The organism is Stenotrophomonas sp. SAM-B (assembly GCF_013387485.1).
Taxonomy (GTDB): Bacteria; Pseudomonadota; Gammaproteobacteria; order Xanthomonadales; family Xanthomonadaceae; genus Stenotrophomonas; species Stenotrophomonas maltophilia_AA.
This window is the reverse complement of sequence record NZ_JABBXB010000002.1, coordinates 420,195-436,767: the sequence shown is the minus strand read 5'-3', so window position 1 is coordinate 436,767 and position 16,573 is coordinate 420,195. Positions and strand designations below refer to the sequence as shown.

Here is a 16,573-nt window from a genome sequence, read left to right as displayed (position 1 = left end):
GGGACGTCATGTTCAGAACCAGTCTTCACTACGTTGTTTTCCTGCTTGGCCTTGTGGCGGTGTGCTGGATCGGGGCGGGCTATGCCAGCACCAATCCGGTCGGCTTCGCGGTCGCTCTGCTGATCGCCGTCTGCTACCTCGCCGGTGGCCTGGAGCTGTATCGCTACCGGCAGGCGACCGCCTCGCTTGCGTCGGCCAGCGCCAGTGCGGGCACGGCAGGCGCAGGGCTCGCCGCCTGGCTCGGCCAGCTGCATCCCAGCCTGCGCAACGCGGTGCGGCTGCGCGTGGAAGGCGAACGGGTCGCCCTGCCCGGTCCGGTGCTGACGCCGTACCTGGTCGGCCTGCTGGTGCTGCTCGGCATGCTCGGCACGTTGCTCGGCATGATGGCCACCCTGCGTGGCACCGGCCTGGCACTGGAGAGCGCGACCGACCTGCAGGCCATCCGTGGTTCGCTGGGTGCGCCGGTGGAAGGTCTCGCGGTGGCGTTCGGCACCTCGATCGCCGGTGTCGCCACCTCCGCCATGCTCGGCCTGCTCTCGGCCCTGTGCCGGCGTGAGCGCCTGGAGGCGGTGCAGCGGCTGGACATGGAGATCGCGACCACCCTGCACACCCACTCGCAGTCCTGGCAGCGCAATGAAGCCTTCCGGCTGCTGCAGCAGCAGGCCGAGCTCATGCCCGCGCTGGTGGATCGGCTGCAGGCCATGACGGCCGCGATCGAGCAGCAGAGCAGCGCCTCGGGCGAGCGGCTGCTGGCCAACCAGCAGAACTTCCATGCCAAGGCCGACGAAGAATACGCGCGCCTGACCGCCGCGATCGAGCAGTCACTCAAGGACAGCGTCGCCGAAAGCGCACGCGCGGTTGGCGCGGCCTTGCAACCGGTGATGGACACCACCCTGGCCGGCATCGCCCGCGCCAACGCCGCCATGCACGAGACGGTGACCGAGGCTGTACAGCGCCAGCTGACCGGTCTGACCGAGGGCTTCGACGCCAGCCGCGTCGCCACCGCCGCGTCCTGGCAGGCCGCGCTGGACAGCCAGCAGCAGACCAATACCGCATTGACCGCCGACCTGCGCGCCGCGCTGGACGGATTCGCCGCACAGCACGATCAACGCGCGCTTGGCCTGCTCGACGCGGTTTCCGCGAAGCTGGTCAGCACCGCTGACGGTTGGCAGGCGGCCCAGTCCGCTCAGCAGCAGACCCATGCCGCGCTGACTGCCGATCTGCGCAGCGCACTGTCCAGCTTCACCGAAACGCACGAGGCCCGGGCCACCGGTCTGATCGACTCGGTCGGCAGCCGCCTGGACGCCACCACCGCCCAGATCGCCGAGGCATGGCAGCAGGCCCTGGCCCGCCAGGATGCGGCCGCAACGGCACTGAGCGAGCGTCACCAACAGGCGCTGGACGCCGCCGCCGCGACGCTGCAGGCACAGGCGGTGTCACTCGGCGATGCGATGCAGCAGTCCCATGCCCAGCTGCAGGACGCGCTGGAAGCACGCGATCAGCAACGTCTGAGCGCGTGGACCGAGGCCTTCACCGGTATGAGTGCCAGCCTCGGCGAGCGCTGGGAGCAGACCGGCGACAGCGTGGCCCGCCGCCAGCAGGACATCTGCGACACCCTCGCCCGCACCGCCAACGACATCACCCAGCAGGCACAGGCCCACGCCAGCGAGACGATCAGCGAGATCTCGCGCCTGGTCCAGGCGGCGTCGGAAGCGCCCAAGGCCGCGGCCGATGTCGTTGCCGAGCTGCGCAGCAAACTGTCCGACAGCCTGGTCCGCGACACCGCCACGCTGGAAGAACGCAGCCGTCTGCTGGCGACCGTGGAGACTCTGCTGGATGCGGTCAACCACGCCGCCAACGAACAGCGCGTCGCCGTCGATGCGCTGGTATCGACCTCGGCCGAGCTGCTGGACCGGGTCGGCACCCGCTTCACCGATCACATCGAAGCCGAGACCGGCAAGCTGGGCAGCGTGGCCGCGCAGGTCACCGGCAGCGCGGTGGAAGTAGCGAGCCTGGCCGATGCGCTCGGCAGCGCCGTGCAGTCGTTCGGGACGGCCAGCGATGGCCTCAACGAGCGGCTGGCCCAGATCGCCGCCTCGCTGGACGGCTCGCTGGCCCGCAGTGACGAGCAGCTTGCTTACTACGTGGCCCAGGCGCGCGAGGTCATCGACCTCAGCGTGCTTTCGCAGAAGCAGATCATCGATGAGCTGCAGCAGCTGGCCGGCCGCCGCAGCAGCAAGGCCGGAGCCGCCTCGGCATGAGCGACGAGATCGAAGTCGAGGCCGACGGAGGCGCGCCGATCTGGGCCGCCTTCGGCGACCTGATGTCGGTGCTGCTCGGTGCGTTCGTACTGATCCTGGTCGGCGTCGTCGCGCTGCAGTTGGAGCTGACCAACCGGCTGGATGAGGAGGTCAAGCAGCGCCAGGCCGAAGTGCAGCGTCGCCAGACGCTGGAGCAGGCACTGGCCGGCCCGCTCGCGGCCGGGCGCGTGACGCTGGTGGATGGCCGCATCGGCATCCGCGGCAATGTGCTGTTTGCCTTGAACTCCGACACGCTGCAGCCCGAGGGCGTCGACGTCCTCAAGAGCCTGGCCGGGCCGCTGAAAGGCTACCTGGCCTCGCGCGAGGAAATCCTCATGGTCAGCGGCTTCACCGACGACCAGCAGGTGCGCGATGGCAACTGGCGCTTCGCCGACAACTGGGAGCTGTCCGCCGAGCGTGCATTGACCGTGACCCGCACCCTGATCGCCGAAGGCGTGCCGTCGGATGCGGTGTTTGCCGCAGCGTTTGGCTCGGAGCAGCCGGTGAGTTCCAACGCCGACGAGGATGGCCGCGCCAAGAACCGCCGCGTCGAAATCGCCCCGATCCCGAAACCCAAGGCGAGCAAGGCCGCGGATGCCCCGTAACCCTGTTGCAACCGCTGAGATTCTCGAGAACTGGCGAGCGGACAAGCTCGACGGGCTGGACCGCACGCGTTTTGCGATGATCGAGGCGTTGCATGCCCGCATGCAGGCGCATGACGGGGAGGTGCGGGCGCTGTTGCAACGGAAGCTGGACGCGTTGGTCGCGGGTTACGCTGAGCGGGTTGCCGATGCGTCGGCATCGCTGACATCCGAGCCGGGCCTGTCATCGGGTCGCATCGGCCTGCAGGCGCTGGTCACGGAATTGACCCGGCAGCACAGTGCTGCGTATCCGGAATTGCCGGTGCTGGGCGAGGTCCGGGCGACGTGGGCCAGGCTTCGCAATGCCAGCCAGCTCAAGGAATCACTGGCCCAGATGCCCACCAATGGTGGGCCGTTGAACTCCGGTGTACTGGTCCATCGCGCCCTGACGCTGATGAAAGAGACCTCACCCGGTTACCTGACGCATTTCATGGCGTACCTGGATGCGCTGTCGGGCATGGAGCACCTGCATCAGTGGGGCGTGCTGGTGGCGACGCCGAAGGTTGTGCCGCGGGGGGCGAAGCCGCGGCGGCCGCGTGCGGGCAAGGCGCCGGGCTGATCGAAGCGTCGAGAACGCCCTATGTACGTCTACGCCTCCATGCGCGACGGGAAAGGGTCAGCGCTACTGCATGGACAGCTGTCCCTCCAGCTCATGGTCGTCGAACCACGCCGCCGTCGCGACGCCAGACAATCGCCTTCGCGTCGCCGAATGTAACCCGATCCACCTTGTCATCCAGGGGGAGCGCGTAAGTGAAACTGCCCGACATGCCCGCTTTCGCGGGCACCAGCATCACGTTGATTTGAATCGCGTCCCCCTGACGCACGCTATCGATCCGCTCAACGGCGAGCGCGCTATGAAAGGCAAGGCCCGACAGCAACAGCTCCCCTGGTCGGCTCTGTTGGGCCTTGAAGAACTGGACGTCCTCGAGCTTCAGTGTCAGCGCATTATCTTCGCCACACGCTGCCAACAACGCTCCTGCAACCAACACCACGTACCTGAGTGCAATCATCTCAAATCACCGTCCCGGAGGAAGTCCTTCGGTTTGACGCCCAGGCGAATCACGTTCCTCAGTATGCCCAGATGGGCATCACCAAAGAGCAACGAGAATCCTACCGTCGTATAGAAGATCAGAAGCGCTGCCGGGACCGGGAGTGCGCGAACGATGCTCCCACAGTCACGGTTCCACGCAAGCAGCACGCCGACACCGACCAGTTCAACCGCGACCACCGCACCGAGCACGCGTCCAACCCATGATGCAGGCAGCTTCACCAGGCCCCTCGATGCAAACTTGAACCTCGAGTACACCATCAGCATCAATACAGCCACATACATCGCCGCCAGTACGCTCGGCGGGTAGGCGTCGAGCGGGCAACTCATGCTAACCAGGTTGCACGCAAGTACGAAGCAGGCAACAAACGCTGCCGCAATCGCTGCAAGCTTCAGAGATCGCGCAATGATCAATTCTGCGTACATTGGCATATGTGGGGTTTTTGTCCGTCGAACGATCAACGCTAAGCGGCGCTTGCTTCAGAGCGACGTTGACCACGTCGAACAAACACGCCAACGCATGCGCCCGCCATGCCACTCAGGACAGAGACCACGATGTTCGGCGCGAACCACATGCCGGCAGCCGAGGACAGCACGTCGCTCGTGTCGAATGCAAACTTACTTCGAGCCACTACTGAGATGCCCAGGAAGTACGCGGCCCCGAATACCAGTGCCAGCACCAGATGCAAAGCCCCAAGTTGTCGCCACATGGATTGAAACCCCCGTTCATCCCGTTCTCGCGCCACTCTACCTGAATACGTCTGCCCAGCGATAACTCCCGGGCACTGGCCCAGAGCCCTCCTCGCCTGACGGGAAGGCGGCCAGCTGATCGTCTCCACGCTGGCGACCGTAAGTCTCATGGATTCAGCATCACGCCGCGCTGGCATGCAGGGTCACGCCCTGTGCACGGGTGACTTTGAGGATTGTGGCAAAGTCCGGGCTGCGTTCACCGGACAATGCCCCGCACAAGCTTACGCGCGACAGACCCGCATCACGCGCGACTCTACTCATGCCCTGCGCGCACGATATCGCCCAGCGCCTTGGCGATGAAAGCCGCATCGCCGTCGCTTTCAATGAGGCAAGCATGGAGATACGCCGCCATCTCGTGCGGTGTACGCAGGTGCTCGGCCACATCGAACGTCTCCAAGCGCGTTTTCTTGTTCATTCCCATGGCACCTTTACTCCGAGCCATTCAGGGCTATTGTCTTTACCACTTCGCCTCCACGTTGCGTGTAATGCACGCGGCACCCAGGGCAAACCTCGATCGGAAGCTCCGATATCCCGCAGAGTACTACCGCAACAACTACCTGATCCACGAGAGTCTGCAGACGCATGCCGGCAACCCGTGGCTGATCCGCGTCACCCACGATCTGCACCGCATCCTGAAAATGCATCGCGGCCGTCAGCTGCTGACCCCGGGCCGCATGGCGCAGTCACTGGCCGAGCATCGCGCCCTGATGGAGTGCATCCGCAACCGCGATGCCGAAGCCGCCGAGCAGATGATGAACCGGCATCTGCTCAGCCAGGGCGAAGCCTTGGCCGCCTACGTGGCGGCGGGCGGGCAGTTGAACGTGCCCGCGCCATTGCCGCGGCACGGCGGCATCTGACTACTCAGGCCGTACCGGACTCAGCGCCTCGCGCATTGTCTCCTGGGTGAGAACCTGCGGCAGCACTTCACCCTCCTGATTCGGTCGATAGAGCACATACAGCGGCACACCGGGGGCGCCCTGCTCCTTCAACAACGCGCCGACCAGCGGATCGCTGTGGGTCCAGTCCGCTTTCATGTACAGCGTTTCCGTGCTCAGCAACAGGGACTGGAAGCGGTCCGTGGCCAGCACCGTCTGCTCGTTGGCGATGCAGGTGATGCACCAGTCGGCGGTCACCGTCAGCAGGACCTGGCGGCCTTCGTTGCGGGCATGGGCCAGGTCACGCGCAGAATAAGACGTCGCGCCGATCATCTTCGAGGGACGCGTCGCATTGCCATCGGTATTGGGCAAACGGTGGATGGCGCCCACCAACGCAAGACTGGCAACGATCACCAACCCACCCAACACCTTGCGCCAGGTCTGGCTGCGCCAGCGGCCCTGCTCGAACAACCACAGGCCCAGCGCCAGCACGACGCAGGCGGACAGGATGAGGGCGACGGCGTTCATGCCCTTCTGGTTCCCCAGCAACCACACGAGCCAGACAGCGGTCAGCAGCATCGGGAACGCCAGCAGGATCTTCAGCGTCTCCATCCACGCGCCGGGCCGGGGCAGCCAGCGTCCCAGTACCGGAAAGAAACCGATCAGCAGGAAGGGCAATGCCAGGCCAAGCCCCAGCATCACGAAGACCAGCAACGCAGCCACCCATGAGGCGCTGAATGCATACGCCAATGCAGGCCCCATGAAAGGGGCTACGCAGGGGCTCGCCACCACGCAGGCCAGCACACCGGCCCAGAAGTCACCGGCGTAGCCCTGCCTGCCCAGCAGCTTCTGGCCCGTGCTGCCTACCGCGCCGCCCAGCGTGAACATGCCTGCCAGGCTCAGGCCGACCAGCACCATCACCCAGGCCAGCACCGCGACGAACGCGGGCTGCTGCAGCTGAAAGCCCCACCCCAGCACGCTGCCGGTGGAGCGCAGCACCAGAATCAACGCGCCGATGGCGAGGAACGAGAGTAGGACGCCTGCGGTGTAGGACAGCGCGTGCCGCCGCAACTGCACCGGGTCCGCGCCCGTGCCCAGCACGGACAGCACCTTCAACGACAAAACCGGAAGAACGCAGGGCATCAGGTTCAGCACGACCCCGCCCAGCAATGCCATGACCAGTACCCACGCAAGCCCATCGGGCACCATCGGCGTGGTGGCAGCCGCCGAAGCCGCCTGGGCGGAAGCACTGCAGACGAGCGCACCCACGCCGATCATTCCACGGGAAAAACGTCTTGCCAGATGCATCGCGATGTCCTGCCAGATAAGGAGCGGCAGGTACGGGATCATGGTGATCGCCGCAGGTGCCGACCGTCCAACCTATGCAGGTCGCCCCGGCAGGGCCATACAACAAGTACGAAAATCGCGTACGGATTTCATCAACAACGATCAGCAGCGCGTGTCTTACGCCAACTCGACCGTCAGCCGGGTCAAAGATTGCCCCAGCAGATGCAACCGGATCTGGTCCAGGCTGGTGAAGTAGCACACGGTATCCGTCCCTGCCAGGCGATAGATGCCGCGCTTGCCCCCGAGCAGGACGAACTTTTCCTGGTCGACGAGATACTGGGCGACCGGAGGCACGCCCTGCGCTTTCAGTCCGTCGATATCGATGGGCTCAAGTGCGTCGAGATCATGCAGTGCTGTGGTCATGGGAAAGAAGAACGTCGCGACGGGAGTCTCAGGTTAGGGATCGCCGAAGCAGCAAGGCGTGGAATCGTCGTGACGACCGTGCGAGTACGACGCGCTGGGACAGTTGCTCCTGACGCGCTGGTGTCTCGCGACACCATGGGATGGGACCAGTCCCATGCCTCAATTCGCGATCGCCGCGGCGGATTTCGTACTTGTTGCATACCGCACTTGCGCTGGCGCGTGTACTTCTGTCGCGCATGTTCCTATCACTCCCCGACCGAATGACCGCCGTCGGCCCCGCCCCACCATCATGGATGACATCGTGAGCTCTGCTATTGAAGGACGACAGCGTGTGCGGCGCATGGCGTGGCTTGCTGCCATGCTTGCGATCAGCGGCACCCTGCTTTGGCTTGTACTGGCGCCGACCACCCCGCAGCGCGTGCCGTTCACGCTGGCGATCGGCCCCCAGCTGGCCACGCAGCACGGGCTGGCCGGGGATCCCGCCAAAGGCGGCGCCAGCGCCTATCTGGAGGCGGTGCAGGCCCTGTCAGGGCTCAAGCTGAAACTGGTGCGCGCCCCATCCATCGAGCGCGCCGCACTGCTGCTCAAGAACGAAGAGGTGGATGGCCTTGCCTTCTCCCTGCCCTCCACGGCAACGATGCTGCCTGCCACGGCAACCCTGTCGCCCTCGTTCTACAGTGGAAGCACCGTGATGGTCACGCGCCGGACGGTGGGGCCACGGGCGCTCTCGTCGATGGGCGGCATGCGGGTCGGGGTGATCGGCAATGGCGAGTACCGGGCCTTCCTGGCCCGGAACTTCCCAGCCATCGACGTCTACCAGATCGCCAATGTGGACGAGATGCTGGACGCCGTGGACCGGGGAGCGATCGATGCCGCGCTGGGGGTGGACGCCGTGCTGGCCCCCTTGACGCGCAAGCGCTTCGACGCGCGATTGGCCGTGCAGGCCGCGCCCGACGCGCCCCCGGTGGAGATGCGCGTTGCGTCGTTGCCGCATCGCGCGGCCGACATCGATCTCGCCCACCAGACGTTCCTGTCGCTGCCACTGGATACCCGGCAGGACATTCTCGAGCGCTGGTTGAATGCCCTGTACCGCTCTCCCCCTACCCTGCGTGCGGTGCTGAGCCATTACCGCGTGCACGTCACGGTCCTCTGCCTCGCCCTGCTTGTGTTCCTGCTTGCCGTGGCACGTGCCCAGCGCAGGGCACGGGCACTGGCCGCTCGCCAGGCCAGTTCGGCGCGGATTCTCACGCTGGTCAACCATGAGGTCCGCAACGGCGCGGCGTCGGTCATTTCCGCCATCGACCTGCTCGAGGCCGAAGCGGACGCGGCCGAGCGCGAGCGGCTGCTGCGCTCGGCCCGCTCGGCTGCCGATGCGCTGAAGCACACCCTCACCAATGCCCTGGAGTTCATGTTCCGCAACAAACCGGACCAGGCCGATGCCGCGTTCCTCAAGAACGCCAGTGAGGTCGTGGAGGAATGCCTGTCGGCGATGCGTCCGCTGGCGCAATGCAAGGGATTGCGCCTGCTGCTGCACACAGAGGGCCCGCGGACCGCGCAGGCGTTCTGTGATGCGCGCGCCCTGCATCACATTGCGAGCAACCTGATCTCGAACGCGATCAAGTTCAGCGACCATGGCGACGTGACCATCACCCTGCGCTTCATCACCGGCGTGGGCCAGGCCGGCTCCCTCCTGCTCAGCGTCACCGACGTCGGGCCGGGTATTCCGCAAGAGGACCTCGCCCACATCTTCGAGCCGTTCAGCGCGACCCGCATCGGCCGCCTCAAGCACGGCGCGGGGATCGGGCTGTCGCTGTGCCGGCGGATCGCCCGTGCCCATGGCGGGGATGTCACGGTCACCAGCACGCCGCGGATGGGCGCTACGTTCGTGGCTGTCCTGCGTGCCGAGCTCGCCGGAGCCGAGACCGGCAGCGGTTCACCGGCTGAACCGGCCGCTGCTCCATCCGTCGCGCACGCGCTGGTGATCGAGGATCAGCCGACCATCGCGCGGGTCATGGTCCGCCGTCTCTGTGGCCTCGGTCTGGATGCCCTGATCGCCAGCTCGGGCGCTGCAGCCGTGCGGACCATGAACCAGCACGGCCCGTTTGGCATCATCACCGTGGACGGTGACCTCCTGGATGCCGACGGAAGCGACGTCGCACTGGAAATCCGGGCCATCGAGCGCCGCCGGGACTGGCCTCCGGCACGCATTCTGTCCATCTCAGCCTCCCCGGACAGTATCGACCGGAACGCCTATGCGCGCGCCGGCGTGGATATCTACCTGGGGAAGCCAATCGACTGGGCTGCCTTCGACGCGGCGAGTGGTGGGACCAGGCGCGACGCGCCACCCCCTGCCACGGCGATGGAGGAAGGATTGACCATGATGGAGACCTATCGCCAGCAGATGCGTCTGGACCAGGCCGGACTGGAGGTGTCGCTACGCGTGCAGAACTGGCGCGGCGCCCTGGCGATGGCGCATCGCATGCAGGGGGCGGCTTCCATGGTTGCCGATGCGGAGGCGGTGGCGGTGCTGTGTGAGCTGCAGCTATGTCTGAAGGCGCACGCCATCAACGGCAATCCCGCCGATGCGAGAATCTGGGCATTGGTGGAAGCGCTGAATCGGGACGGGATCGGCAACGTGAGTGCAGCGGGCGGATGATGGCACTCGCGCAGCACGCGGGCCGCTTCACGTTCGCGACACAGTCGCACCACGTTCGCCCCATGGGCCGGACCCATGCTCTGCGTTCGACACGCTCTGGGCCACTCCCATGTCCTCCGTCCTGGCTCACGCGGCCGCCGGCATCACCGCCTACCTGTGCAGCAACACATGGGCGGATAAACGGTCCCGGTGGGCACTGACGCCCTTCGTGTTCCTGGCGATCTGCCCGGACCTCGACTACGTGGCCGTCTGGTGGTTCGACTACGTCCCCCATCCGCGATTCACGCATAGCCTGCTTTTCGCGCTGGTTGCCGTCGTGGCTGTGTACGCCGCCACGCGTAGCAGCAGGACGGCCAGATTCCCGGCCATCTGGCTCATTGCCGCGGCCGCCTCGCACGGAATGCTCGATCTGCTGGTGGGTGCGCACGCCGTGCCGCTGCTATGGCCGCTCCCTGCAGAGATCCAGATGCCGATCGGCGTACTTCCGAGTGCGGGAGCGTTGAAGATCGGCAACTACTATCTCTGGAGGAACCTGGTCATCGAACTGGGGCTGATGCTTCCCGTGTACACCGCCATGGTGCTGGTGTGCCGAGGCGCTGTACGACGATGGCACCGGGTGATGGCGCTGACCCTCTCTCCTGCCTGGATCGGGCTGCGTGCCTGGTCTGTCAGTCTTTCGAGGTGATGGCGTCGCTTCAAGCTCTCTGCCCGGACTCATTCTGGACGGCACTCACGGCGCAGATGTGCGCGCTGCCACCGACACTCATCTGGGTCAACCCTCATAACCTCGGAATCTGAATGATCAGCCTGAACCGCTTCGCGATGCTCACTTCGGCCGCTTTCCTTCCATGGGCGTTTCCCAGCGCCGCCGAGAACAACGGCAGCATGGCAATGCAGAACAGCAGCGAGGTCAGTCCTGAGGATCTCGCCATGCTCGGCATGCGTCTGATCCTTCAGCTCGACGACGAATCGTTCATTAAATTCCACGCCGTCACGACGGGTAGCACTGAAGAAGATGTGCGTTCCAACTATATCGGCGAGACACGCGAAGGATTGGACTATGCCATCGCTCAAGCAGTAGAAGACGCCCACGGTGGCCATGCCCTGTATCAAGTAATGGCCGACGCGCAGCGTCGGATCAACTGCGCTCCCGTACTGCCAAGCCAGCCGGTGGAACGGAATCAGGACGGGATCGAGTCAGTCAGCGTGCGCATTCGCTGCATGATTCCCGAGATCCGTCATATCGAGGACGGCACACTTGCCGACATAACCGAGGGAGAGCTGGTGCCGGACACCAACCGCAGCTGGAAGAGCTACCTGGAAGACCTCCGCGGACCTGCCAACATACCCATCTACTTCACATGGACCCTGTTGCGCGACCCGAGCACTGGCGTGCCCGGATGGAGGCCCTATCCGTTCGTCTTCGAGGCAAACTTCATGGCTGCCTCGTTGGCGTCGTCGCCCCGATCGCTGCCCGGGGGTACGGCAAAGTACATCAATTCTTTCGCAGATGGTGTGGACGAGGAGGACGCTGACCAGCAAGGCGCGGGGAAAGAATAGCGCCGCCTCACGACCCACGCTCTCATGGTTTTCCAGCACTCTGCATGGGCTGAACATGATCCTCAATCCTGTCCATCCGCCCCAACCCCAGATGCGCGCGCAGCGCCGACAGAAGCGTCCCACGATGCTTGTACCCAACGGTCACGGCAATCTGGTCCACCGTCATCTCTCCCTCGCGAAGCAGGCGCACAGCGTGATCCAACCGCACGCACCCGGCGAACGATAGCGGGGACAGTCCATAGACGGCATGAAACACCCTGGAGAGGTAGCGCGCCGGAAGTCCCGCGAACGCGGCCAGATCGTCAACCCTGTGGTCGAGCAGCGTGTGACCTTCCAGGTACAGGCGGGTCCGCTGCAACGTTGCCATCAGTGGGGCCCGCTGCTTGATGGATCGCCCTGGGCAGCGGTTCGCTGCGATGCCGATATCACGCTGGAGATCTTCCATCAGGAGGAATAGCGGGCGCAAATCCTCCCGCGCCATGACCTTGCCATCCGGGACCACCCGAGTGCGGCGCCAAAGGCGCACCGCGATCTGCATCTCGTCCCGCCACATGCGACCGCGGCCGGGGTAAAAGGCGTGGCTTGACGGAAGACACAGACCCATGCAGATTGCGAGATGATCTGTCTGGAGGCGCGGCTGGGAAGCACCATCGAGCAGGATCCAGTCACCTCGCCTGAGCAGGAAGGTTCCCTCCTGGCACTGCACGGTCGACGTGCCGCGCAGCTGCATCCAGGCGGTGGTGACGCCCTTGGGGACGCGAGCGGCACCGGGCGCGGGAAGGCGAACACACCCTGCCGCGTCAAAGTTGGGCGACGCCATTGTCGGATTCACGGCGAGAGAGGCGGCCTGCAGGGCCGCGCAAGAGGTGACGTGTCGGCGCCGCTCATGGCACCGGGTACCTCGGTGAACACCGCGCTGGCCGGCGCCCGGGTTGCATGATTCTGATAGTACGCAATGGCGATGGCCAGACTCACAGCCAAGGTGCCCAATACGGCGATCAGTCCCACCAGGGTGATACCACCGATTGGGCGAGCGCCGCCCATTGGCCGTGCAGCTCCGGAGTGCTTCATGTTCATACCTTCCTGTCAGGCAACCACCACGCGCCGCGCAGCAAAACGCCGTGACCGCCCTTCCCCGGCGACCACGGCTACCCCATCCCCAGGCGTTGCAGGGCGCGTGCGCCCCGTTGTCAGATCGAGAGTGCGCCTTCCACGTCCAGCACCATGCGGCGTGCGAGGGCGAGATTGGCCTTCTGGCGGTCGAGCACGACGTAGAAGAACAGGCCCTTGCGTGCCGCCACCGGTCGCAGTACGTGATACGCGCGGCCGAGCGTGATCAGCACGTCTTCAATGGTGTCGTTGAGGTTCAGTGCCTCGGCCGTCTTCATCTTGGCGCGCAGCACTTCGGTGTTGCCGGCAGCGGCGAGTTCCATGTCCACGCCGGAACCGGCTTCGCCGAGCAGCATGCCGCTTTCATAGTCAACCAGGGCAACGGCTTGGGCGCCGTTGATCTGCATCAGCGTGGCCAGCGATTTTTCGATCGTATTGTTCATTGGGTGTCTTCAGGAATTGGGAGGTGTATCCATCGCAATGGCGATGGCAGGTACGGTCTGTTTTGCATGCCACAGAATCTGGCCCATCACGCAGTCCTGGTTGCAGGCCGCCATCAGCACGCGCATGGGCTGCGAGGGAATGGTCAGCATCAGCACCTTGCCGTGTTCGGCATCGAGCATCAGCGTGTCCAGCACCCCGATATCCAGATCACGGCCGAGGGCGTTGGCCAGGCCCAGCATCGAGCTGGTCATGGCCGCCAGCCGTTCGGCAGCACCGTCGGCACGCCCCACCTGGGCAAGTGCGAAGCCATCGAGACTGGCCACCACGACGCCGGACAGGCCGTCCACCGCAGCCACCAGGCTGTTCAGATGCTGCTCCAGTAGCGGGTTGGGCGGGTTACGCAAGGGAATCACCGCGGCGCTATGCATCGTCTTCCACCAAGGCCAGGCATTCGATCTGGCTCATCAGTACATCCATTACGGTCAGCACCTGCTGTGGATCGCGCGGATCCAGCGCCAGCGCCGGTAGCGGCTCCGGGTAGGCGTGCAGCCACGCCTCGCACGCCGCGACATGTTCCGCCGAGGCCGAGTCCAGCCGGGTCAGGCAGATCACCACCGGCAGGTGCGCGCTGTAGTGCTCCAGTGCTTCCAGATGCGCACTGACCTGTGCCGCCGGCTCACCCTCGCTGGCGTTCACCAGCAGGATCGCCCCGCTCGCCCCTTCCAGCAGGATCGGCCACAGGAAGGCGAAGCGGATCTGGCCCGGTGTGCCATACAGGCGCAGCCGGCTGCCACCGGGCAGATCGATATCGCCGTAATCCATCGCGACCGTCGTCAGCGGCTTGTCGATGTCCGGGTCGGTGTTGCAGACCTCGGTGCTTACCGCACGGCCTTGGGCCAGGGCCTGCACCAGGGTCGATTTGCCTGCGCCCATCGGCCCCAGCACGACAATCTTGTACTCACGCATCATCAAGCACTCCAGCGGGCGCGAACGTCCCGCCACAGTTGGACCAGTCCGCGCCCGCTGCTCTGGCGCAGCACCGGCTGGGTCTGGGTCTGCACCAGGTAGGCATAGCCGCTGAGGTAGGCGGCATTGAAGAACGACTGCACTTCTGCGCGCGGCAGGCTCAAGGCCAGGCTGCAGGCTTCCACGTCCATGGCACGCTTGATCAACAATGCGCAGATGCGGAAGTCGCCGTGGCGATGTGCGAGCACCCGGAAGTCCGGCCAGCGGCGCAGCTGCAGGCTGCTCTGGGCAGTCAGCGGCGGCAGCGGCGCGTTGGCCGTGCAGGCGTTCAACCCTGCCTGCCACAGCGTCGGTCGCAACGGCGCGGCGCGGGTGTACTGCGCCTGTCGCTCGAACGCATCCGGATCCAGCGCCGAGAAGGCCAGGCTGGATAGCTGCGCAGACATCGCCACCTGCAGCCGCACCATCATCGTCTCTGCCGGCTCAGCCACCAGCACGCGACCGTTTTGCAGGTCCAACCAGCACAGCGTTTCCCCGCCCAGGCTGACCGCCGCGTACTGCAACCGCTGGTGCAGCAGCGCACCCACGCTCAGGCGATGATTCAACTGCTCCACGAAGCCGGTTGGCGCCGGGGCAGGCGCAACAGGCTCAGCAAGGCTGAAAGGAAGGCGGCGAAAGCGGGTCATGGTTGCCTGGCTGGGTCGATGCGGCACCGGAACGCGGTGCAGGAGGGCGAGCCCGGCACCTCCGACACGCACAAGGCGAGCTCGGCACCGGACCCGGGTGCGCCAGGCGGATCAGGCGCGGCAGATGGCGGGCACCAAATCCGTTCGCGCCATGGTGGTGCTGCAGGTCCACACACCATCGTCGTTGCGCGACCACACCAGATTGCCTTCAACCAAGCCGGCAACCCGCATCGCGCAGGTCAGCGTCGCCGCGCCGTTTGCTGCCATCGTCGGGGTGATGTTGGTGCAGCGAGGTGTGGTCGCTGGCAGACCGAGGGCGGCCGGGGTCGTGGCGAGTGCGCCGCCCTCGGCATAGATGGTTTCCACGCCGACCTTCCCCGGGGTGATCTCCGCCAGTGCTGCCGCGGTCTGCGATTTGGCGACGTAGTTCTGATATTGCGGCATCGCGATCGCAGCGAGAATGGCGATGATCGCGACGACGATCATCAGTTCGATGAGGCTGAAGCCGCCTTGGCGGGTGGACAGGTGACGCGGTTGGATCGAGCGTTTCATGAGAGGTCCTTGAAGTTCAGGAGAGGTGGACTATTGGCGCTGTCCACGTGCCGAACATGAGACCACCGGGCTCCGGCCCGAGCCATGCAAGAATTTGCAAAACTCCTTTCAAAACAGCACTTTGCAATTCCTTGCAACTGTAACCACATGGTGTTGCAGGAGCGGAAAGCGCGGACTCTGCTGCAACGCGGCGAAGTCCGCGCGACACCTGAATGGCAGGCAACCAAGAGATGACGCGACCTTCACACCGGCTGATGTAGCGCTGATCCAGCAAAGGCAGGCACGCATCAACGGGGGCGCTAGTGGCAGTAGCGCCGCACGGGAATGGGGCAGATGCGCCTCCCGTACGCGGTCATGACCCTATTGACGCGATCAACCACTATCCAATCAGTGCCGCGGTGGCAATCCAGAACATTGCCTTGGAGGCTGATGGATGACGGCCCACACTGTATGGAAACGTTTTCATGACGCCCTGCGCGGCGTCCTCCCAGATGCGCGCCGCGCTACTTCAAATGGACTTCGACATCATGAATACCCGCCTCATCATTGCGGATGACCACCCCGTGGTCCGCCTTGGCCTGCGCGCCATCCTGGAACGGCAAGGCGACTATCGAATCGTGGCAGAGGTCGACAGCCCCGAATCCCTTGCGTTCGCTCTGGAACGGACACCGGTGGACCTGTTGATCACGGATTTCGCCATGCCCTGCACGACCTCGCCCGACGGCCACGCGATGCTGTCGATGATCCGACGCAGATACCCCGCGCTGCCTGTCGCGCTTTTTACGATGTTCAACAACATTCCCTCGCTGCGCATCGCGATGCAGCTGGGCATTCGCGCCATCATCGACAAGAGTGCGCCCATGGATCTGATCCCCGATGCACTGCGGGACGTGCGGGCCGGAATGACCTACGTCAGCCAGAGCCTGCGCCATGCCATGGAAATGGATGTTCCCGGCCTGCCGTGCTCGGGTGTTGCGCTGTCACCCAAGGAAATGGAAGTGCTGCGTCTGTATGTGTCCGGATCATCGGTGACGCAGATCGCGGCGCAGCTTGGGCGAACCGTCAGCACGATCAGCCGCCAGCGCAGCATGGCGATGGACAAACTCGGCCTTTCCACGGAAGCAGAACTGTTCGCCTATGCCTACGAGCACGGCCTGGTTCCCGCACCCCGTCTGCCGATGACCACCGAGGTCACCCACCTGCGGCTGCCTGCGCATGTGCACGTGGAAAATGTGACCTTCTGCAGCGCGTGCGAACTCAACCTGGACGCTTGAT

The 16,573-nt window shown here is 65.0% G+C and carries 17 protein-coding genes and 2 pseudogenes; 8 read left to right on the top strand and 11 right to left on the bottom strand.

Annotated elements, in window-relative coordinates:
* Positions 1–8: 8 nt before the first annotated feature.
* Genes HH110_RS06180 through HH110_RS06170 form a run of 3 tightly spaced genes read left to right on the top strand, consistent with a single transcriptional unit; the run spans position 9 to position 3,500 of the window.
* Entirely contained in the window at positions 9–2,261 is a 2,253-nt protein-coding gene (locus HH110_RS06180) for a DUF802 domain-containing protein (protein WP_176988845.1), read from the top strand.
* Positions 2,258–2,905, top strand: a complete 648-nt coding sequence (locus HH110_RS06175) for an OmpA family protein (RefSeq protein WP_176988844.1) — start codon at positions 2,258–2,260, stop codon at positions 2,903–2,905. The genes HH110_RS06180 and HH110_RS06175 overlap by 4 nt, the downstream gene beginning before the upstream one ends.
* Positions 2,895–3,500 (top strand): DUF2894 domain-containing protein, encoded by a 606-nt coding sequence (locus tag HH110_RS06170; RefSeq protein ID WP_176988843.1) that lies wholly within the window; start codon positions 2,895–2,897, stop codon positions 3,498–3,500. Before HH110_RS06175 ends, HH110_RS06170 begins: the two co-directional genes overlap by 11 nt.
* A 91-nt stretch (positions 3,501–3,591) precedes the next feature.
* On the opposite strand, the gene HH110_RS06165 is transcribed toward HH110_RS06170, so the two are convergent.
* The 3 genes and pseudogenes from HH110_RS06165 to HH110_RS19560 form a co-directional block, all read right to left on the bottom strand.
* Positions 3,592–3,951 carry a hypothetical protein gene (locus tag HH110_RS06165; protein ID WP_176988842.1) on the bottom strand — a complete coding sequence of 120 codons (360 nt, stop codon included), beginning with the start codon at positions 3,949–3,951 and terminating at the stop codon, positions 3,592–3,594.
* Positions 3,948–4,319 (bottom strand): hypothetical protein, encoded by a 372-nt coding sequence (locus HH110_RS06160; RefSeq protein ID WP_176988841.1) that lies wholly within the window; start codon positions 4,317–4,319, stop codon positions 3,948–3,950. Before HH110_RS06160 ends, HH110_RS06165 begins: the two co-directional genes overlap by 4 nt.
* Before the next feature lie 540 nt (positions 4,320–4,859).
* Positions 4,860–5,160: pseudogene (locus HH110_RS19560) on the bottom strand (addiction module antidote protein).
* A gap of 112 nt (positions 5,161–5,272) precedes the next feature.
* Here HH110_RS19560 and HH110_RS06150 point away from each other — a divergent pair.
* A pseudogene (locus HH110_RS06150) lies at positions 5,273–5,596 on the top strand (GntR family transcriptional regulator); the annotation flags it as partial.
* Here HH110_RS06150 and HH110_RS06145 read toward each other — a convergent pair.
* Entirely contained in the window at positions 5,597–6,964 is a 1,368-nt protein-coding gene (locus tag HH110_RS06145) for a protein-disulfide reductase DsbD (RefSeq protein ID WP_176988840.1), read from the bottom strand.
* A gap of 114 nt (positions 6,965–7,078) precedes the next feature.
* A complete protein-coding gene (locus HH110_RS06140) occupies positions 7,079–7,324 on the bottom strand; it encodes a hypothetical protein (protein WP_176988839.1) in 246 nt (81 codons plus the stop codon).
* Between the two features lie 301 nt (positions 7,325–7,625).
* Here HH110_RS06140 and HH110_RS06135 point away from each other — a divergent pair, with 301 nt between their 5' ends.
* The 3 genes from HH110_RS06135 to HH110_RS06125 all read left to right on the top strand — a co-directional run bounded on the left by HH110_RS06135 (position 7,626) and on the right by HH110_RS06125 (position 11,540).
* Complete coding sequence (locus HH110_RS06135) at positions 7,626–9,980, top strand: ATP-binding protein (RefSeq protein ID WP_176988838.1); 2,355 nt, start codon at positions 7,626–7,628, stop codon at positions 9,978–9,980.
* Positions 9,981–10,089: 109 nt separating this feature from the next.
* Positions 10,090–10,665: a metal-dependent hydrolase gene (locus tag HH110_RS06130; RefSeq protein WP_176988837.1), complete on the top strand. Its 576-nt coding sequence runs from the start codon at positions 10,090–10,092 to the stop codon at positions 10,663–10,665.
* Positions 10,666–10,778: 113 nt separating this feature from the next.
* Positions 10,779–11,540: a hypothetical protein gene (locus HH110_RS06125; RefSeq protein ID WP_176988836.1), complete on the top strand. Its 762-nt coding sequence runs from the start codon at positions 10,779–10,781 to the stop codon at positions 11,538–11,540.
* Between the two features lie 22 nt (positions 11,541–11,562).
* Here the strand turns inward: HH110_RS06125 and HH110_RS06120 are convergent, their stop codons facing one another.
* From HH110_RS06120 to HH110_RS06095, 6 genes are all read right to left on the bottom strand, one after another.
* Positions 11,563–12,360, bottom strand: a complete 798-nt coding sequence (locus HH110_RS06120; protein ID WP_176988835.1) for an AraC family transcriptional regulator — start codon at positions 12,358–12,360, stop codon at positions 11,563–11,565.
* Between the two features lie 370 nt (positions 12,361–12,730).
* Complete coding sequence (locus tag HH110_RS06115) at positions 12,731–13,057, bottom strand: hypothetical protein (protein ID WP_206677541.1); 327 nt, start codon at positions 13,055–13,057, stop codon at positions 12,731–12,733.
* 45 nt (positions 13,058–13,102) lie between these two features.
* The gene (locus tag HH110_RS06110; RefSeq protein WP_241696427.1) at positions 13,103–13,498 is read right to left on the bottom strand and encodes a roadblock/LC7 domain-containing protein; all 396 of its coding nucleotides are present in this window, start codon (positions 13,496–13,498) and stop codon (positions 13,103–13,105) included.
* Between the two features lie 16 nt (positions 13,499–13,514).
* Complete coding sequence (locus HH110_RS06105; RefSeq protein WP_176988832.1) at positions 13,515–14,060, bottom strand: ATP/GTP-binding protein; 546 nt, start codon at positions 14,058–14,060, stop codon at positions 13,515–13,517.
* Between the two features lie 2 nt (positions 14,061–14,062).
* Positions 14,063–14,746: a hypothetical protein gene (locus HH110_RS06100; RefSeq protein ID WP_176988831.1), complete on the bottom strand. Its 684-nt coding sequence runs from the start codon at positions 14,744–14,746 to the stop codon at positions 14,063–14,065.
* Between the two features lie 111 nt (positions 14,747–14,857).
* Entirely contained in the window at positions 14,858–15,298 is a 441-nt protein-coding gene (locus HH110_RS06095; RefSeq protein WP_176988830.1) for a pilin, read from the bottom strand.
* A gap of 527 nt (positions 15,299–15,825) precedes the next feature.
* Between HH110_RS06095 and HH110_RS06090 the strand changes: the two genes are divergently transcribed.
* Positions 15,826–16,572: a response regulator transcription factor gene (locus tag HH110_RS06090; protein WP_176988829.1), complete on the top strand. Its 747-nt coding sequence runs from the start codon at positions 15,826–15,828 to the stop codon at positions 16,570–16,572.
* Position 16,573 lies beyond the last annotated feature (1 nt).

What these genes read in the sequence shown, in the direction of transcription:
- HH110_RS06180 (WP_176988845.1), top strand. Translation starts at nt 9, where the DNA reads ATGTTCAGAACCAGTCTTCACTACGTTGTTTTCCTGCTTGGCCTTGTG.
- HH110_RS06175 (WP_176988844.1), top strand. Translation starts at nt 2,258, where the DNA reads ATGAGCGACGAGATCGAAGTCGAGGCCGACGGAGGCGCGCCGATCTGG.
- HH110_RS06170 (WP_176988843.1), top strand. Translation starts at nt 2,895, where the DNA reads ATGCCCCGTAACCCTGTTGCAACCGCTGAGATTCTCGAGAACTGGCGA.
- HH110_RS06165 (WP_176988842.1), bottom strand. Translation starts at nt 3,951, where the DNA reads ATGATTGCACTCAGGTACGTGGTGTTGGTTGCAGGAGCGTTGTTGGCA.
- HH110_RS06160 (WP_176988841.1), bottom strand. Translation starts at nt 4,319, where the DNA reads ATGAGTTGCCCGCTCGACGCCTACCCGCCGAGCGTACTGGCGGCGATG.
- HH110_RS06145 (WP_176988840.1), bottom strand. Translation starts at nt 6,964, where the DNA reads ATGATCCCGTACCTGCCGCTCCTTATCTGGCAGGACATCGCGATGCAT.
- HH110_RS06140 (WP_176988839.1), bottom strand. Translation starts at nt 7,324, where the DNA reads ATGACCACAGCACTGCATGATCTCGACGCACTTGAGCCCATCGATATC.
- HH110_RS06130 (WP_176988837.1), top strand. Translation starts at nt 10,090, where the DNA reads ATGTCCTCCGTCCTGGCTCACGCGGCCGCCGGCATCACCGCCTACCTG.
- HH110_RS06125 (WP_176988836.1), top strand. Translation starts at nt 10,779, where the DNA reads ATGATCAGCCTGAACCGCTTCGCGATGCTCACTTCGGCCGCTTTCCTT.
- HH110_RS06120 (WP_176988835.1), bottom strand. Translation starts at nt 12,360, where the DNA reads ATGGCGTCGCCCAACTTTGACGCGGCAGGGTGTGTTCGCCTTCCCGCG.
- HH110_RS06115 (WP_206677541.1), bottom strand. Translation starts at nt 13,057, where the DNA reads ATGCAGATCAACGGCGCCCAAGCCGTTGCCCTGGTTGACTATGAAAGC.
- HH110_RS06105 (WP_176988832.1), bottom strand. Translation starts at nt 14,060, where the DNA reads ATGCGTGAGTACAAGATTGTCGTGCTGGGGCCGATGGGCGCAGGCAAA.
- HH110_RS06100 (WP_176988831.1), bottom strand. Translation starts at nt 14,746, where the DNA reads ATGACCCGCTTTCGCCGCCTTCCTTTCAGCCTTGCTGAGCCTGTTGCG.
- HH110_RS06095 (WP_176988830.1), bottom strand. Translation starts at nt 15,298, where the DNA reads ATGAAACGCTCGATCCAACCGCGTCACCTGTCCACCCGCCAAGGCGGC.
- HH110_RS06090 (WP_176988829.1), top strand. Translation starts at nt 15,826, where the DNA reads ATGAATACCCGCCTCATCATTGCGGATGACCACCCCGTGGTCCGCCTT.